The 17,151-nt window shown below is 52.2% G+C and carries 20 protein-coding genes, 1 tRNA gene and 1 other annotated feature; of the genes, 14 read left to right on the top strand and 7 right to left on the bottom strand.

Annotated elements, in window-relative coordinates; translation table 11 throughout:
- Positions 1–33 precede the first annotated feature (33 nt).
- From AC6I8R_RS16120 to luxS, 5 genes are all read left to right on the top strand, one after another.
- A tRNA-Arg gene (locus AC6I8R_RS16120) sits at positions 34–110 on the top strand.
- Positions 111–305: 195 nt separating this feature from the next.
- Complete coding sequence (gene yqaB, locus AC6I8R_RS16115; protein ID WP_208723744.1) at positions 306–872, top strand: fructose-1-phosphate/6-phosphogluconate phosphatase; 567 nt, start codon at positions 306–308, stop codon at positions 870–872.
- Positions 869–1,297, top strand: coding sequence for a YqaA family protein (locus AC6I8R_RS16110; protein WP_497832579.1), 429 nt, complete (start codon positions 869–871; stop codon positions 1,295–1,297). Before yqaB ends, AC6I8R_RS16110 begins: the two co-directional genes overlap by 4 nt.
- Positions 1,298–1,328: 31 nt before the next feature.
- A complete protein-coding gene (gene gshA, locus AC6I8R_RS16105) occupies positions 1,329–2,933 on the top strand; it encodes a glutamate--cysteine ligase (protein ID WP_415175011.1) in 1,605 nt (534 codons plus the stop codon).
- 150 nt (positions 2,934–3,083) lie between these two features.
- Positions 3,084–3,599, top strand: a complete 516-nt coding sequence (luxS, locus tag AC6I8R_RS16100; protein ID WP_036626543.1) for an S-ribosylhomocysteine lyase — start codon at positions 3,084–3,086, stop codon at positions 3,597–3,599.
- 51 nt (positions 3,600–3,650) lie between these two features.
- Here luxS and AC6I8R_RS16095 read toward each other — a convergent pair whose 3' ends face one another.
- Together AC6I8R_RS16095 and AC6I8R_RS16090 are read right to left on the bottom strand one after the other, a co-directional pair.
- On the bottom strand, positions 3,651–4,937 hold the full coding sequence (locus tag AC6I8R_RS16095) for an HlyC/CorC family transporter (protein ID WP_021184499.1): 1,287 nt from the start codon (positions 4,935–4,937) through the stop codon (positions 3,651–3,653).
- Between the two features lie 13 nt (positions 4,938–4,950).
- Positions 4,951–5,751, bottom strand: a complete 801-nt coding sequence (locus AC6I8R_RS16090) for a cytochrome C assembly family protein (RefSeq protein ID WP_013510206.1) — start codon at positions 5,749–5,751, stop codon at positions 4,951–4,953.
- Between the two features lie 166 nt (positions 5,752–5,917).
- On the opposite strand from AC6I8R_RS16090, the gene ffh reads away from it, so the two are divergent.
- From ffh to rplS, 5 genes are all read left to right on the top strand, one after another.
- A complete protein-coding gene (gene ffh, locus AC6I8R_RS16085; RefSeq protein WP_036626542.1) occupies positions 5,918–7,279 on the top strand; it encodes a signal recognition particle protein in 1,362 nt (453 codons plus the stop codon).
- A gap of 142 nt (positions 7,280–7,421) precedes the next feature.
- Positions 7,422–7,670: a 30S ribosomal protein S16 gene (gene rpsP, locus AC6I8R_RS16080; RefSeq protein WP_013510204.1), complete on the top strand. Its 249-nt coding sequence runs from the start codon at positions 7,422–7,424 to the stop codon at positions 7,668–7,670.
- A gap of 18 nt (positions 7,671–7,688) precedes the next feature.
- On the top strand, positions 7,689–8,237 hold the full coding sequence (gene rimM, locus AC6I8R_RS16075; protein WP_021184498.1) for a ribosome maturation factor RimM: 549 nt from the start codon (positions 7,689–7,691) through the stop codon (positions 8,235–8,237).
- 35 nt (positions 8,238–8,272) lie between these two features.
- Positions 8,273–9,037: a tRNA (guanosine(37)-N1)-methyltransferase TrmD gene (gene trmD, locus AC6I8R_RS16070; protein WP_021184497.1), complete on the top strand. Its 765-nt coding sequence runs from the start codon at positions 8,273–8,275 to the stop codon at positions 9,035–9,037.
- Between the two features lie 42 nt (positions 9,038–9,079).
- Complete coding sequence (rplS, locus tag AC6I8R_RS16065) at positions 9,080–9,427, top strand: 50S ribosomal protein L19 (RefSeq protein WP_013510201.1); 348 nt, start codon at positions 9,080–9,082, stop codon at positions 9,425–9,427.
- 67 nt (positions 9,428–9,494) lie between these two features.
- Here the strand turns inward: rplS and AC6I8R_RS16060 are convergent, their stop codons facing one another.
- Positions 9,495–10,016: a GNAT family N-acetyltransferase gene (locus AC6I8R_RS16060; protein WP_021184458.1), complete on the bottom strand. Its 522-nt coding sequence runs from the start codon at positions 10,014–10,016 to the stop codon at positions 9,495–9,497.
- 300 nt (positions 10,017–10,316) lie between these two features.
- Here AC6I8R_RS16060 and AC6I8R_RS16055 point away from each other — a divergent pair, with 300 nt between their 5' ends.
- Both AC6I8R_RS16055 and tyrA read left to right on the top strand, forming a co-directional pair.
- Positions 10,317–11,396, top strand: coding sequence for a 3-deoxy-7-phosphoheptulonate synthase (locus AC6I8R_RS16055; RefSeq protein WP_415175009.1), 1,080 nt, complete (start codon positions 10,317–10,319; stop codon positions 11,394–11,396).
- 6 nt (positions 11,397–11,402) lie between these two features.
- Entirely contained in the window at positions 11,403–12,524 is a 1,122-nt protein-coding gene (gene tyrA, locus AC6I8R_RS16050) for a bifunctional chorismate mutase/prephenate dehydrogenase (protein ID WP_021184456.1), read from the top strand.
- A gap of 33 nt (positions 12,525–12,557) precedes the next feature.
- Here the strand turns inward: tyrA and pheA are convergent, their stop codons facing one another.
- The 4 genes from pheA to bamD form a co-directional block, all read right to left on the bottom strand.
- Entirely contained in the window at positions 12,558–13,721 is a 1,164-nt protein-coding gene (pheA, locus tag AC6I8R_RS16045) for a bifunctional chorismate mutase/prephenate dehydratase (RefSeq protein WP_021184455.1), read from the bottom strand.
- A gap of 22 nt (positions 13,722–13,743) precedes the next feature.
- Positions 13,744–13,868: a sequence feature (Phe leader region), on the bottom strand.
- Positions 13,820–13,867, bottom strand: a complete 48-nt coding sequence (gene pheL / locus AC6I8R_RS16040; protein WP_100703679.1) for a pheA operon leader peptide PheL — start codon at positions 13,865–13,867, stop codon at positions 13,820–13,822. (Overlaps the previous feature by 48 nt.)
- A gap of 99 nt (positions 13,869–13,967) precedes the next feature.
- Positions 13,968–14,294, bottom strand: coding sequence for a ribosome-associated translation inhibitor RaiA (raiA, locus tag AC6I8R_RS16035; RefSeq protein ID WP_021184454.1), 327 nt, complete (start codon positions 14,292–14,294; stop codon positions 13,968–13,970).
- A 268-nt stretch (positions 14,295–14,562) separates the two neighbouring features.
- Positions 14,563–15,294 carry an outer membrane protein assembly factor BamD gene (gene bamD, locus AC6I8R_RS16030; RefSeq protein ID WP_021184453.1) on the bottom strand — a complete coding sequence of 244 codons (732 nt, stop codon included), beginning with the start codon at positions 15,292–15,294 and terminating at the stop codon, positions 14,563–14,565.
- A gap of 130 nt (positions 15,295–15,424) precedes the next feature.
- On the opposite strand from bamD, the gene rluD reads away from it, so the two are divergent.
- Complete coding sequence (gene rluD, locus AC6I8R_RS16025) at positions 15,425–16,405, top strand: 23S rRNA pseudouridine(1911/1915/1917) synthase RluD (protein WP_021184452.1); 981 nt, start codon at positions 15,425–15,427, stop codon at positions 16,403–16,405.
- The gene (gene yfiH / locus AC6I8R_RS16020) at positions 16,402–17,130 is read left to right on the top strand and encodes a purine nucleoside phosphorylase YfiH (RefSeq protein WP_415175008.1); all 729 of its coding nucleotides are present in this window, start codon (positions 16,402–16,404) and stop codon (positions 17,128–17,130) included. Before rluD ends, yfiH begins: the two co-directional genes overlap by 4 nt.
- Positions 17,131–17,151 lie beyond the last annotated feature (21 nt).

The raw sequence follows: 17,151 nt of genomic DNA, 5'->3' as shown, positions 1-17,151 counted from the left end.
TTCAGTCAGTCCGTCGCAAGAAAAACTCTCAATGCATCCATAGCTCAGCTGGATAGAGTACTCGGCTACGAACCGAGCGGTCGGAGGTTCGAATCCTCCTGGATGCACCATTCTCTCGTCTTTACTCGCCGTTCAAATAAAAACACTGAATTAACCGTCATTTATGCGCGGTACCGTTTTCTCACCTTTTTCTTAAATCCAAAATTGCTAATGCTTTCAAAGCATTTGCTGTTAAGCACACCTGGCGACAACCTGAGCGCATTACGTTAAAGTAAGGGCACCTTTGCAGGATGTCCGGAGTGACAATGTACGACCAATATGACGCCTTGATTTTCGATATGGACGGCACGATTCTCGATTCCGAGCCGACACATCGAAAAGCCTGGCATCAGGTTCTCAGCCGCTATGGTTTCACCATTGATGACGAAAAAATGGTGAGCTTAAACGGTGCGCCTACCTGGCAGCTGGCGCAATTTATCATCGAGCAAAACAACGCTACGCATGATCCACATCAGCTGGCGGCGGAAAAGACCGTGGCCTTCAAAGCGATGTTGCTGGATAGCGTTCGTCCGTTGCCGTTGATGGAAGTGGTCAAGGCTTATCATGGCCGTCGTCCGATGGCGGTGGGGACCGGCAGTGAACACAGCCTGGCGGAAGCGTTGCTGAAGCAGTTAGGGGTTTATCATCTTTTTACCGCAGTCGTCGGCGCCGATGATGTCCTGCGCCATAAACCGCAACCTGATACCTTTTTGCGCTGCGCCGAGCTGATGGGCGTTGCTCCCGCACGATGTGTGGTATTTGAAGATGCTGATTTTGGCGTGCAGGCAGCTAAAGCGGCAGGTATGGATGTGGTTGATGTCCGTTTACTGTGAATGACTTTCTGACTTATGGCTCGTTATTTGGCAGTAGCTTTCTGAGTGCCACTCTCCTTCCGGGAAGCTCAGAAGCGATGCTGGTTGCCCTACTGATCGCCCAAAAAGGGTCGGTCTATGGGTTGCTATTGGCTGCATCAGTGGGAAACACGCTGGGCGGCTTGACGAACATTTTTCTTGGTCGCCTGATGCCACCAAAAGGGCAGGGGAGATGGCATAACACAGCAATGACGTGGTTACACCGATTCGGACCTGCAGCCCTGTTGTTTAGCTGGCTACCCGTGGTGGGCGATCTGCTCTGCGTCTTCGCAGGCTGGTTGCGCGTTGGCTGGCTTCCGGCGTTGTTGTTTCTCGCCATCGGTAAAACACTGCGTTACATCGTTATCGCGATGGTCACTTTGCAAGGTTTGCAATGGTGGCATTGATTCGCACAGATTCGAGGCTACGGTTAACATTATGCTGAACAAAAATAAATTATTCGCACAGCGGGAGGTTAATGTGATCCCGGACGTATCAAAAGCGCTTTCCTGGCTGGAAGCGCATCCCGACGCGTTAAAGGGTATCGGCCGTGGCATTGAACGCGAAACGTTGCGTGTCGAGCCGGATGGTCACCTGGCAACCACCGGGCACCCTGAGTCCCTGGGGTCAGCGCTGAAGCATGATTGGATTACCACCGATTTCGCTGAAACGCTGCTCGAGTTCATCACGCCTGTTGATCAGAACATTGATCACATGCTCAGTTTCCTGCGCGATATTCACCGCCATGTGGCGCGTGAGCTGGGTCAGGAGCGCATGTGGCCGTTTAGCATGCCCTGTATCATCAACGATGCGGATAAAATCGAGCTGGCGCAATATGGCAGCTCCAATATCGGCAAAATGAAGACGTTGTATCGTCAGGGTTTGAAAAACCGTTATGGCGCGCTGATGCAGACCATTTCAGGCATCCATTACAACTTCTCACTGCCGCTGTCATTCTGGCGTGAGTGGGCGGATGTCAAAGACGCGGAAAGCGGTAAGGAGACCATCTCCGCCGGTTATCTGCGCCTTATTCGTAACTACTACCGTTTCGGCTGGGTAATCCCGTATTTGTTTGGCGCATCGCCAGCCATTTGCTCCAGCTTCCTGCAAGGTCGGGAAAGCAATCTGCCGTTTGAAACGAACGATAAAGGTACGCTGTGGCTGCCGTATGCCACCTCATTGCGTTTGAGCGATCTTGGCTATACCAACAAATCGCAAAGCGGACTGGGTATCACCTTTAACTCGTTGGAAGGCTATGTGGCGGCATTAAAAGCGGCGATCAAAACACCTTCTGAAGAATACGCTGCCATTGGCACCAAAGATGCCGATGGTAACTGGTTGCAGCTGAACACGAATGTGCTGCAAATTGAGAACGAGTTGTATGCGCCGATTCGTCCGAAACGCGTGACACGTAGCGGTGAAGCACCTTCAGATGCGCTACAACGCGGCGGCATTGAATATATTGAAGTTCGCTCGCTGGACATCAATCCGTTCTCCGCGATTGGTGTCGATGCCAATCAGGTGCGTTTCCTCGACTTGTTCCTGATTTGGTGTACGCTGGCGGATGCGCCGGAAATGAGCGCGGATGAGTTGCTCTGTAGCCGCAAAAACTGGAATCGCGTGGTGCTGGAAGGTCGTAAGCCGGGCCAGATGATTGCCGTGGGATGCAGCGCGACGCAGCATACCCTGGTTGAAGTGGGCAAGGCGTTGTTTGCGGATCTGCGTCGGGTGGCAGAAGTGCTCGACAGCAACGAGGGCAGCACGCAATATCAACAGGTTTGCGATCAACTGGTGGCATCGTTTGATGATCCTGAGCTAACCTATTCGGCGCGTATCCTTCATGCGATGAAGGAAAATGGTTTGACCGGAACCGGTGTGGTGCTGGCTGAACAGTATCGTCATCTGCTGTGTGAGGAGCCGCTTGAGGTTCTGAGCGAGGATGATTTTACGCGCCAGGCACAGGCTTCCGTGCTCGCGCAGGAGACGCTGGAACAGAGTGATACGCTGGATTTCGCCAGCTATCTCGCCAGCCGGGAAGGGTAAAAAAGAAAAGGCCACATCACTGTGGCCGAATTAACATCTCTGTTGTCAGGGATGATGATAACAAATGCGCGTCTTTCATATATTCAGACGTTGGGCGAACAGAAAAGTTTCATCGTTTTAAAAAAAATTCTCAAAACAGGAGGTGACAATATGCCACTGCTGGATAGTTTTACTGTAGATCACACCATCATGGCGGCGCCCGCAGTGCGTGTTGCGAAAACCATGAAAACTCCTCATGGCGATACCATCACCGTTTTTGACCTGCGCTTCTGCCGACCAAACAAAGAGATTCTGACCGAGCGCGGTATTCATACGCTGGAGCATCTTTTCGCCGGATTTATGCGTAACCACCTGAATGGTGAAGGCGTGGAAATCGTCGATATTTCACCGATGGGTTGCCGCACGGGTTTTTACATGAGCCTGATTGGCGCGCCGGACGAGCAGCGTGTGGCAAAAGCGTGGAAAGGGGCGATGGAAGACGTTCTGAAAGTTAAAGAGCAGAACCAGATCCCGGAATTGAACGAGTATCAATGTGGTAGCTACAAGCTGCACTCACTGGACGAAGCGCAGCAGATTGCGCGCAACGTGCTGGCACATGAGATTGGCGTTAACTATAACGACGAGCTGAAACTGCCGGAAGAAAAATTGCACGAACTGCACATCTAGTTGCTACTGATGCAGAAAGAAAAATGCCGCGTTAATCGCGGCATTTTTATGTCAGGAACCAATTGATGATTTGAGCGGCGTGTGCGGTGTAATGCGCACCTGCTTCACCATATTGTCCTGCACATCGAGAATATCGATATCATACTTGCCGACCTGAACCTGAGTATTCACCTGCGGAATCTCTTCCAGCACTTCCAGCAGCATACCGTTGATGGTGCGGGCTTCCTCTTCCGGCAGTGACCAGTTGAACGCTTTGTTAATTTCGCGCACGTTAGCACCCCCCTCAATCAGCACCGAACCGTCATTCTGCGGCATCACTTCTTCTGCCAGCGTGGGAGACATTGAGGTGGTGAAATCACCGACGATTTCTTCAAGGATATCTTCGATGGTTACCAGACCTTTGATATCGCCGTACTCATCAACGACCAGGCCAACCTTCTTCTTGTTGCGCTGAAACTTCACCAGTTGAACGTTCAGCGGGGTCCCTTCAGGCACATAGTAGATTTCATCGGCAGCACGCAGCAGCGTCTCTTTGTTAAACTCTTTTTTCTCGGTCATCATGCGCCAGGCTTCGCGCACACGCAGCATGCCAACACAGTCGTCCAGTGAGTCGCGAAACAAAACAATACGGCCATGCGGCGAATGGCTGAGCTGACGCACCACCGATTTCCAGTCGTCGTTAACGTTAATGCCGACAATCTCGTTGCGCGGTACCATGATGTCTTCAACGCCAACCTTTTCCAGATCCAGCACGGACAGCAGCATATCCTGATTGCGACGCGACATAAGGCTACGCGATTCATACACAATGGTACGTAGTTCTTCTTTACTCAACGCCGAGCTAATTGAACCATCGGTTTTAATGCCGACCATTCGCATCAGAACTCGCGTAATGGTATTCAACAGCCAGACCAGCGGTAGCATGACGTATTGCAGGGGCGCGAGGAGGAAACTGCTGGGATAAGCGACCTTCTCCGGGTAGAGCGCAGCAATAGTTTTAGGCAGAACCTCGGCGAAAACCAACACCACAAAAGTCAGGATACCGGTGGCAATCGCTACTCCGGCATCGCCGTATAAACGCATACCCACGATGGTGCCTAACGCTGATGCCAGGATGTTGACCAGGTTGTTGCCGATCAACACCAGACTGATCAAACGATCAGGGCGACGCAGCAGCTTCTCGACGCGGCGCGCGCTGCGCTGACCGTTTTTCGCCTGATGGCGCAGTTTGTAGCGATTGAGCGTCATCATGCCGGTCTCAGAACCGGAGAAATAGGCCGAGACCAGCACCATGATGACCAGTGTGATGATCAGCGTGGTGGTTGAAACATGTTCCAACGCAAAAATTCCTTTAGTGAGAAGATTGGGTGAGCAGGTGTTGCAGTACGCGGCTGCCAAAGTAGGCCATTGTCAGCAAAATTGCACCGCTGCAATTGAACCAGACGACGCGGCGACCGCGCCAGCCCTCGTGGTAGTGTCCCCAGAGCAAAACGATATAAACAAACCAGGCAATGATCGACAGCACCGCTTTATCCACATTCTCGGCGCTGAACAGATTGTGCATATAGAACAGGCCGGTCACCAGCACCAGTGTCAGCAGCACGACGCCAATCTGGGTGATGTGAAACATTTTGCGCTCAATGCTGAGCAGCGGCGGCATATCCTGAGTGAAGGCCAGCTTTTTATTTTTCAGCTGATAATCGATCCACGCCAGTTGCAGCGCATACAGCGCGGCAATAATCAGGGTCGCGTAGGCAAATAGCGACAGACCGATGTGGATCATCATGCCTGGCGTGGTTTCCAGATGGGTAATAAAAGCGTTAGGCACGAAAGTGGCAAACGCCAGATTGATCAATGCAAAGCTATAGACAACCGGCAGCAGCAGCCAACCGCGATTGCGCGAGGCGACGATAGTCATAATGGCGCAAATCAGCAGGCTGACCAGCGAGCCAATATTTAACAGGCTGAGATTTTGCCCGTTATCGACGGCAAAAATGCGTTGTTGTAACGCCACGGCGTGGGCTATTAACGCCACACAGGCGGAAAGCACAGCAAAACGCCGCCAGCCACCATTGCGTTTCAGCAGGCTGGGGATGATCAAAGCAAGGCTGAGAGAGTAGGCGAACAACGCCACGATCGCGAAAACGAACATAGATCCTTTCAGGTGTCAGTCAGATAAGGAAAAAAGCAGTATAACGTCAGCCGCAGCAGGCTCCAAACGATCTGAAGGTCAATTGCAGAGATCGGCCTGGCTTCGTGTTATAATCCGCCGCATTGTGTCGCCCAGGCGGCCTCGCTATGTTTCTAAGTGAGAGAGCATGTTTGATAATTTAACCGATCGTTTGTCGCAAACCCTGCGCAATATCAGCGGCCGCGGAAGGCTGACCGAAGACAACATCAAGGACACGCTGCGTGAAGTACGTATGGCGTTGCTGGAGGCGGATGTTGCGCTGCCGGTAGTCCGTGAATTTATCAACCGCGTTAAAGAGCGCGCGGTCGGCCATGATGTGAACAAAAGCCTGACGCCAGGTCAGGAGTTCATCAAAATTGTTCGCAATGAACTGGTCGAGGCGATGGGTGCAGAAAATAATGCACTCAACCTGGCCGCGCAGCCGCCGGCTGTGGTGCTGATGGCTGGCCTGCAAGGTGCGGGTAAAACTACCAGTGTCGCCAAGCTGGGTAAATTCCTGCGTGAGAAGCATAAGAAAAAAGTGCTGGTTGTCTCCGCTGACGTCTATCGCCCGGCGGCGATCCGTCAGCTGGAAACATTGGCGCAGCAGGTTGGCGTGGATTTTTGTCCGTCGGACTTGAGCCAGAAGCCAGTTGATATCGTCAACAACGCGTTGAAAGAAGCGCGCCTGCAATTCTACGACGTCCTGTTAGTGGATACCGCCGGTCGTCTGCACGTTGACGAAGCGATGATGGACGAAATCAAACAGGTTCATGCCGCGATCAATCCGGTAGAAACCCTGTTTGTTGTGGATGCGATGACCGGCCAGGATGCTGCCAACACCGCGAAAGCGTTCAACGAAGCGCTGCCGTTAACCGGTGTGATCCTGACCAAAGTCGATGGTGATGCGCGCGGTGGTGCGGCGCTGTCGATTCGTCACATTACCGGTAAGCCCATCAAATTCATGGGTGTCGGTGAAAAAACTGAAGCGCTTGAGCCGTTCTATCCGGATCGTATCGCCTCACGTATCCTCGGCATGGGCGATGTGCTGTCGCTGATTGAAGATATCGAAAGCAAGGTTGACCGCGATCAGGCGGAGAAGCTGGCGAAGAAACTGAAAACCGGCGATGGCTTTGACCTCAATGACTTCCTTGATCAGCTGAAGCAGATGCGCAACATGGGCGGCATGACAAGTTTGATGAGCAAGCTGCCAGGCATGGGACAGTTGCCAGATAACGTGAAATCGCAGATGGACGATAAGCTGCTGGTGCGTATGGAAGCGATCATCAACTCGATGACGCGCAAAGAGCGCGAGAAGCCGGAAATCATCAAAGGTTCCCGCAAACGCCGTATCGCTCTGGGTTCAGGCATGCAGGTGCAGGATGTTAACCGACTGCTGAAGCAGTTCGATGATATGCAGCGCATGATGAAGAAAATGAAGAAGGGCGGCATGGCGAAAATGATGCGCAGTATGAAGGGCATGATGCCGCCAGGATTCCCCGGTCGCTAAGGTGACCGGCTAAATGCCGGAAAAGTGAGATGCTCAGGTTGCTTTTTGCGCCAAAATGAGTAAAATTTTCGGGCTTTTTATATTGCACCCGGGCCCCGTTCCTCGATGGGGCCCGGTTGTTTTATTAACTAATGAGGATGTTATGGTAACCATTCGTTTGGCACGTCACGGCGCTAAAAAGCGTCCGTTCTATCAGGTCGTCGTTACTGACAGCCGCAATGCTCGTAACGGTCGCTTCATCGAGCGCGTAGGTTTCTTCAACCCGATCGCTGCTGGTCAGGCTGAAGGTCTGCGTCTGGATCTGGACCGTATTGAGCACTGGGTTGGCCAGGGCGCAACGCTTTCTGATCGCGTTAACGCGCTGATCAAAGAAGCAAAAAAAGCAGCTTAATCTGTCACGGTGGTGAGCATGAGCAGAAAACCTGCCGCACAGCCTCCCGCTAACCCGGTTGTTCTGGGGAAGATGGGTGCCGCTTACGGCATTCGGGGCTGGCTCAAAGTGTTTTCTTCCACCGAAGAAGCCGAAAGTATCTTCGACTATCAGCCCTGGTTTATTCAGCACGCCGGTCAATGGCAGCTGGTCGAACTGGAAGGCTGGAAGCACCACAATCAGGACCTGATCATCAAAGTCAAAGGCGTTGACGATCGGGATGCCGCGGCTCAATTAACCAATTGCGAAATTACGGTTGATTCCGCGCAGCTGCCACCGCTGGAAGAGGGTGATTACTACTGGAAAGACCTGATGGGTTGCAAAGTAGTAAACCTCGAAGGCTACGAAATGGGCAAAGTCATTGATTTGATGGAGACCGGCTCGAACGACGTTCTCGTCGTTAAGGCAAACCTGAAAGATGCATTCGGTGCACAGGAACGGTTAATACCGTTTCTTGATGAACAGGTTATCAAGAAAGTCGATCTCGCTACTGGCACTATTGAAGTAGATTGGGATCCTGGTTTTTGATCTCCGGACAAACCGGTAACGCAACGGCGAACGCGATGTGGATTGGTGTTATTAGCCTGTTTCCAGAGATGTTTCGCGCTATTACCGATTACGGGGTAACTGGCCGGGCAGTAAAAAATGGCCTGCTCAACATCGAGAGCTGGAGTCCTCGTGACTTCGCGCACGACCGGCACCGTACCGTAGACGATCGTCCTTACGGCGGCGGACCGGGGATGTTGATGATGGTGCAACCCTTGCGGGACGCCATCCACGCAGCGAAAGCAGCGGCGGGGGAAGGTGCTAAGGTGATTTATCTTTCACCTCAGGGACGCAAACTCGACCAGCAGGGCGTTTGCGAACTGGCGACACATCAGAAGTTAATTCTGGTCTGTGGTCGCTATGAAGGAATAGATGAGCGCGTTATTCAAACCGAAATTGATGAAGAATGGTCAATCGGTGATTACGTACTCAGTGGCGGTGAGCTGCCAGCCATGACGTTAATTGACTCGGTCGCCCGGTTTATTCCTGGCGTGCTGGGAAAACAGGCGTCAGCCGATGAGGATTCGTTCTCGGATGGTTTGCTGGATTGCCCGCACTATACCCGACCTGAAGTGTTAGAAGGAATGGATGTACCGGCAGTTTTACTGTCGGGGAACCATGCCGATATTCGCCGTTGGCGCCTGAAACAGTCGCTAGGCCGTACCTGGCTGAGAAGACCTGAACTTCTGGAAAACCTGGCTCTGACTGAAGAGCAAGCAAGGTTGCTTACTGAGTTCAAGCGTGAACATCAGCAGCAACAAAACGATGAGGCGGAAGAGTAATCTTCCCTGACTATCAGTTTACCCAGGATAAGAGATTTAATTATGAGCAACATTATCAAGCAACTTGAACAAGAGCAGATGAAACAGGACGTACCTTCCTTCCGTCCGGGTGATACCGTGGAAGTGAAAGTATGGGTCGTTGAAGGTTCTAAGAAACGTCTGCAGGCATTCGAGGGCGTGGTTATCGCTATTCGTAACCGCGGTCTGCACTCTGCATTCACTGTTCGCAAGATTTCTAACGGCGAAGGCGTTGAGCGTGTCTTCCAGACTCACTCTCCGGTAATTGACAGCATCGCTGTTAAACGTCGTGGTGCTGTGCGTCAAGCCAAACTGTACTACCTGCGTGAGCGTACTGGTAAGTCTGCTCGTATCAAAGAGCGTCTTAACTAAGAGCTCGCGTAAGCGACATCTCAAAGTTAATAGCAAACAAGGGGTTGGCATCTGCCAGCCCCTTTTTTTATCCGCGTTTTAAATGATAAATGGCGGTATTCACCGGGCCACTTTCCAGCACGATTAAACCGTAGCGGTAATCGACAAAACTGAAGCCACTGCGCTCTGCCACTGCACGGCTGGCGCGGTTATCTGCTGCTGCCAGAATCTCCAGCAACTTCACCTCAGGTGACTGAAAGCCTAACGTAATCAGCTGGGCGACTGCGCGCGTTGCTACTCCCTGACGCTGAGCTGTCGATCGTACCCAATAACCTAATGCGCAAAATTCTCCAGGCTGTTGAGTAAAACGAATACCGGCACCGCCCAGCAACTGATCGTTTTCATCGACAATCGCGAACTCTTCGGCTTCTCCTTTGACGCGCTGGATATGAGTAAAGTTGATCCAACTGCTAGCCTCATCGCTGCAATAATTATCGTGTGCCCACGCCATCCAGGGCGTCAGACTGGTGAGGGATTCATTCACTGCCTGGGCAAAAGAGGCGGCGTCCTGCAAATGAAAAGGTCGAAGACCAACATGGCGAATACTCATAAAACTGATCCTGAAAAGCTACGTATAACAAAATGTTAGCGCAGGTCTGCGCAATAATCTTATGTTGTTTAGAATGTTGGTGTAATTAATTATTTACACCTATCTGTAGGATTTGCGGGGTGGTTTTTTAATTTAATATCATGTTTTTAAAATAGAATATTTATTCTTATCATGGTGCGAAAATGATGTGGTAATAAAAGTGTACATCTGTGGATTGCATCATTTACGGCTTATGGTAAAGTGAGCGCCATCCTCAGTGAGGATCCCAACACGCATAAACGAGTAAAAAGGATCGCTATCATGCAAAAAGACGCGCTGAACAATGTGCATATCGCCGATGAACAAATTTTAATTACCCCCGGAGAACTGAAGGCGAAATTCCCGCTGAGTGCTGCTCAGGAAGCGCAAATTGCCGCTTCACGTCAGACTATCTCCGATATCATCGCTGGCCGTGATTCGCGCCTGCTGGTGGTATGTGGTCCTTGTTCAATCCACGATACCGAAGCTGCACTTGAATACGCGAGTCTGTTGAAAAACCTTTCTGAACAGTTGAAGGATCAGCTGTACATCGTTATGCGTGTCTATTTTGAGAAACCCCGTACTACCGTCGGCTGGAAAGGGTTGATCAACGATCCCTATATGAACAACTCGTTTGATATGGAAGCCGGGCTGCACATTGCGCGTCAGCTGCTGGTGAACCTCGTGGAGATGGGACTGCCGCTGGCGACGGAAGCGCTCGATCCGAATAGCCCACAATACCTTGGTGATCTGTTCAGCTGGTCAGCGATTGGTGCGCGTACCACCGAATCTCAGACCCATCGCGAGATGGCTTCAGGTCTTTCCATGCCAGTTGGCTTTAAAAACGGTACCGATGGTAGCCTGGGCACTGCAATTAACGCCATGCGCGCTGCTGCGATGCCGCACCGTTTTGTCGGTATCAACCAGGCCGGTCAGGTTTGCCTGTTGCAGACCCAGGGCAATCCGGATGGTCATGTGATCCTGCGTGGTGGTAAAGCACCCAATTACGGCCCGGAAGATGTTGCGCAGTGTGAAAAAGAGATGCTCAAAGCGGGACTGCGTCCGGCCTTAATGATAGATTGCAGCCATGGCAATTCTAACAAAGACTATCGCCGTCAGCCCGGAGTAGCCGAATCGGCTATTGCCCAGATTAAAGATGGAAATCGCTCCATTATTGGCCTGATGCTGGAAAGCCATATTCATGAAGGCAACCAGTCATCTGAGCAGCCGCGTAGTGAGATGAAATACGGTGTGTCCGTCACTGATGCCTGCATCAACTGGGATACTACCGAAACCTTACTGCGCGAAATCCATCAGGATCTGCAGGGAGTGCTGTCGGCGCGTCTGTCACACGAGGTGTAATGAGTCATGGTGGCTGAACTGACCGCGCTACGCGATCAAATCGATGAAGTAGATAAAGCCCTGCTCGGGTTGCTGGCGAAGCGACTCGAGCTGGTTGCTGAAGTAGGTGAAGTAAAAAGCCGTTATGGCTTACCGATTTATGTGCCAGAACGTGAAGCCAGTATGCTGGCTTCACGTCGTCAGGAAGCCGAGGCGCTCGGTGTACCACCGGATCTGATTGAGGATGTACTGCGCCGTCTGATGCGGGAATCCTACACCAGTGAAAACGACAAAGGCTTTAAAACTCTGTGTCCGACGCTGCGTCCGGTGGTGATTGTCGGTGGCCGTGGTCAGATGGGACGTCTGTTTGAGAAGATGCTGACCTTGTCTGGTTATCAGGTTCGCTTGCTCGATAAAGAGGATTGGGACCAGGCGGATGCGTTATTGAAAGATGCCGGTATGGTGATTATCAGTGTACCTATCCATCTGACAGAACAGATTATCGCGCAACTGCCAACATTGCCGGAAGACTGCATTTTGGTCGATCTGGCATCGGTGAAGAATCGACCATTGCAAGCAATGCTGGCGGCTCATAATGGCCCGGTGTTGGGGCTGCATCCGATGTTTGGTCCGGACAGTGGTAGCCTGGCAAAACAGGTTGTGGTGTGGTGCGACGGGCGTCAGCCAGAGGCGTATCAGTGGTTCCTTGAACAGATTCAGGTGTGGGGTGCACGGCTCCACCGCATCAGTGCTGTTGAACATGACCAAAACATGGCCTTTATCCAGGCGCTGCGTCACTTCGCGACCTTTGCGTATGGTCTGCATCTGGCGGAAGAGAACGTCAATCTGGATCAGCTGCTGGCATTGTCCTCACCAATTTATCGGTTGGAGCTGGCGATGGTTGGGCGGTTGTTTGCTCAGGATCCGCAGCTTTACGCAGATATCATTATGTCTTCAGAAAGCAATATCGCTCTGATTAAGCGTTACTATCAGCGCTTTGGTGAGGCGATTACCTTACTGGAGCATGGTGATAAACAAGCGTTTATTGAGAGCTTCCAGCGTGTGGAACACTGGTTTGGTGACTACGCGAAACGCTTCCTGGTTGAGAGCCGCAGCATGTTGCGTTCAGCCAACGACAGCCGACAATAAAAGAAAAGGGCATCCGCAAGGATGCCCTTTTGCTTAGATGCGCGGCTCTACCGGCACCACATTCTCACCCGGATAACAGCCGAGCACTTTCAATGAACGGGTCAGACCGCGTAACTCTTCCAGCGCGCGCTGCATGCTGTCAGATTGCAGATTGCCTTGCACATCGATGTAAAACATCTCTTCCCACGGGTTGCCGTTAATCGGGCGCGATTCCAGCTTGCTCATGATCAGGTTGTGCTGACGCAGAACCAGCAGCGCTTCAACCAGCGCGCCCGCCTGTTGGCCCGTAGCCATAATCAACGTTGTCTTTGCCGGGACCTGGTCGGAGACATCAATCGGCTTACGTGCCAGCACAATAAAACGTGTATGGTTCTGCTGCTGATTAGCCAGATCACGTTCCAGCACCTGTAATTGATACAACTCGCCACCGGCTTCGCTGCCGAGTGCGGCGACTTTTGGTGAGTTCATCGCAGCCACTTTTTCCATCGCGGCGGCAGTGCTTTCGGTGTACTCAATTTTCCATTGCGGGAAACGGTTGATGAACTGGCTGCACTGTTGGAACGGTTGGGGATGGCTGTAGACGGTTTCAATCTGCTGCAAATCGGTGTTGCCACTGACTAACACGCAATGTTCGATAGGAATGGTCAGCTCCCCCACAATCGACAGCGAGGTTTGTTGCAGCAGGTCATAAACGTCATTGATGGAACCGGAAGAGGTGTTCTCAATCGGCATCACCGCATAGTCAGCCTGGCCGCTTTCCACTTGCTGAATGATGTCCTGAAACTTAAGACAACCACTTTCCACCATCGAATCGAAGTGGCGGGCGGCGTATTTGCGTGCCGCAAGGTGTGAATAGGAGCCTTTCGGACCGAGAAACGCAATACGCGGGGCATGAGCATGCGGATGGTTGAGATTCTTTTGCAGCAACGCCTGCTGGGTCAGAACCGAATCCTCAATCACCAGTTGGAAAAGACGTGTGATGTAGTGTGCATCAAGCTGGTGTTTCTTCCCAAGGGTAATCAGGTTTTCCAGCAGGGCACGTTCACGTTCGACATCGCGGATCGGGCGATGGGTTGCCAGTTTGGCTTGCGCCACTTCAACTGCCAGGCTGCGGCGCTCAGCCAGTAACGTCAGTAGCTTCTCATCAACAGCGCTGATTTTGTCGCGTAATGCCAGCAGTGGATTATCGGGGTTCATAAGGCTCACCTGTAAGCTGTCCAATAAAAAAGCCTCCCGGTTGGGAGGCTTTGTTGTTCGTCTTCGCATTCATTTTCACATGACGAATCGCCTCCCAATCAGGGGAAGGTAAAAAAGAATGCGAAGAAGAACGGCAGATGTTTCATGGTAGTTTCCATAAATAAAGTGACCCGAGATTAACCGCACTGATTTAAGGCTGTCAATAAAAAACGCGCCCGTAGGCGCGTTGCTGAGAGAATCGGGGGGTTATCCCGCCGGAGTAAAATCTTTAACACTCGTGTTGGCGCGACGCGCTTCAGGTTTGTGTTGCGCTTTATTGAGCTGTCGCTCCAGCTTGGCAATCAGGTCGTTGATTGCGGTGTACATATCATCATGTTTCGCGCTGGCGACCAGCGTGCCGTTTGGTGTGTTAATCGTGGCGTCGGCCACAAATTCTTTCGGCTCTTTCGATAACACAATGTGCGGATTTATCAGGTGAGTTTGCCATTTTTCCAGCTTGGCGAGACGGTCTTCGACATGGTTGCGGATAGCCGCAGTGATTTCCATTTGTTTACTGGTAATGTTCAGAATCATCATTCAAACCTCTCTGTCATTTCCGTCTGGGTAGGTCCAGCATACCGCGGCAACGCGGAAAATGTGTGATCAAGATCACGTAAAAATGTCACTTTTTGTCAATGCCAACAAATTGTGAGAAAGGCCGGGAAAGTGGCGGAAAAAGCTTGAAGCGCGGGGATGAACGGGGCAAGATTGACGAGTTAACCGGGGCGATAAATCCGATTTTTGTCTGATTTTTCACCAAAAAAAAGCAGCCAATGAAGGCTGCTTTTTTGTTGGCTGCGAATCAGGCGTTATTGGCGGCGATAATTTTCGCCACTTTATCGGCCTCAGCAGTCAGTTGGAGCTGGCGATAGGCATTTTCCATCAGCGGCAGCGCCTCATGAGTGGCTTGCGCGTCCGGATAATCTCTCATCATCCCTTCTACACGGTTAACAACAGCGACATAAGCACCGCGCTTGGTATAGAATTGCGCCACTGAAAGTTCATACTTCGCCAGGCGCTCTTTCAGGAACACCAGGCGTTTCTGTGCATCTGCGGCATATTGGCTGTTCGGGTAACCGCGCAGCAGCTGGGAGAAGTCGCGGAATGCATCACGGGCATGGGTCGGATCGCGATCGGAACGATCAATACCGAAGAAGCCCTGTAGTGCGGAATCATCCAGCGCCATATCCGTCAGACCTTTCATGTAAATGACGTAGTCGATGTTCGGATGAGTCGGGTTGAGACGCATAAAGCGTGCGATAGCGGCTTGCGCCAGCGGCAGATCGGCATTTTTATAATACGCGTAGATCAAATCCAGCTGTACCTGCTGAGAATACGGGCCAAACGGATAGCGGTTATCCAACGCTTCCAGTTGCTTAATCGCCGCTTTAAAGTTACCGTCCTGCAGTTTTTGCTGAGCTGTGGCGTAAATCTCAGACGGCGGGCTGTCCGGTACTGTGTCCTTAGAACCGGAGCAACCCACCAGTGCCAGGCTCAGTGTGGCAGCAGCCACCAGATGTTTCATACGCGTCATGACGAAATGATTATCCTCAAAGTGTTATGGCGGAAGCTGTCCGTGTAGCTCCCGGTAATGACCAGGTACGATAGCACATTATATTAAACGGCATCGCCGTGAAAACCCAACGTTAACGAAGAAGCTGTATATGGCACAACAAGTTCAACTCACCGCAACGGTGTCCGAAGCACAACTTGGACAACGCTTAGATCAGACTTTGGCGGAATTGTTCCCTGATTATTCACGTTCTCGCATAAAAGAATGGATCCTCGAGCGTCGCGTCAGCGTCAATGGCACCGTGGTCGACAAACCGAAAGAAAAGGTTCTGGGCGGCGAGCAGGTGTCGATCAGCGCTGAAATCGAAGAAGAACAACGCTGGGAAGCGCAAAATATCCCGTTGAATATCGTCTACGAAGACGACGATATCATCGTCATTAATAAACCCCGCGACCTGGTGGTGCACCCTGGTGCAGGCAATCCGGATGGGACGGTGCTGAATGCGCTGCTTTACCATTACCCGCCGATCGCTGATGTACCGCGTGCGGGTATTGTCCATCGTCTGGATAAAGACACCACCGGGTTGATGGTGGTGGCAAAAACCGTTCCGGCACAAACCCATCTGGTTGAAACCCTGCAACTACGCGAAATTACTCGTGAGTACGAAGCGGTAGCGATTGGCACCATGACGGCGGGTGGTACGGTGAATGAGCCGATGGCGCGTCACTCGACCAAACGTACCCATATGGCGGTGCATCCGATGGGCAAACCGGCGACCACGCATTATCGCATCATGGAACATTTCCGTGCGCACACCCGTTTGCGTCTGCGTCTGGAAACGGGGCGTACCCACCAGATTCGTGTGCATATGGCCCATATCAACCATCCGCTGGTAGGCGATCCGCTTTACGGTGGTCGTCCTCGTCCTCCGAAAGGCGCTTCCGACGAGTTTATCGCGACGTTACGTGGCTTCGATCGCCAGGCGTTGCACGCGACTATGCTGCGTCTCTACCATCCGATCACAGGTATTGAGATGGAGTGGCACGCGCCGCTGCCGCAGGATATGGTTGATTTGATCGACGCCCTGAAAGCCGACACCGATATGTTCCGCGATCAGCTGGACTGGTTATGAGTGACCTGATCATCCCGGACTGGCCAGCACCGGCTCGGGTTCGGGCATGTTCCACAACGCGTCACGGCGGAGTAAGCCTGGCGCCCTGGAACTCACTGAATCTCGGCGGTCATGTCGGCGACAGTGAAGATCATGTGATGCTTAATCGTCAGCGTCTGGTTGAGCGGGCACAATTGCCCGCTATGCCACAATGGCTCAATCAGGTGCACGGTCAGGATGTGGTGCGTCTGCCCCATGATAACTTGATTCCTGATGCGGATGCGGCGATCACCCGTGAAGCGGGTGTGGTTTGTGCTGTGATGACGGCGGATTGTTTGCCAGTGTTATTTTGCGCCCGTGATGGCAGCGAGGTCGCCGCAGCCCATGCGGGGTGGCGTGGCTTGTGTAATGGTGTGCTGGAACAGACACTGGCGCAATTTCACTGTCCCCCCAATGAGATTTATGCGTGGCTGGGGCCGGCCATTGGCCCACAGGCTTTTGAAGTGGGTGCCGAAGTTCGATCGGCATTTATGGCGCATGATATTCGTGCCGATGCGGCATTTCGTCCGGTCGGGGAAAAATATTTTGCCGACATCTGGCTGTTGGCGCGTCAGCGTCTACAGGCGGCAGGTGTGCACTCCATCAGTGGATCATCGCGCTGTACCTGGCATGAAAACGACGATTTTTTCTCCTTCCGACGCGATCGTATCACCGGGCGTATGGCAACTTTGATTTGGCTGAGATAACCTTACGCCACAAGACGATCC

It is taken from the genome of Pantoea sp. X-Soil-OKNW-713, assembly GCF_059730685.1.
This window is presented reverse-complemented; position numbering and strand designations above follow the sequence as displayed.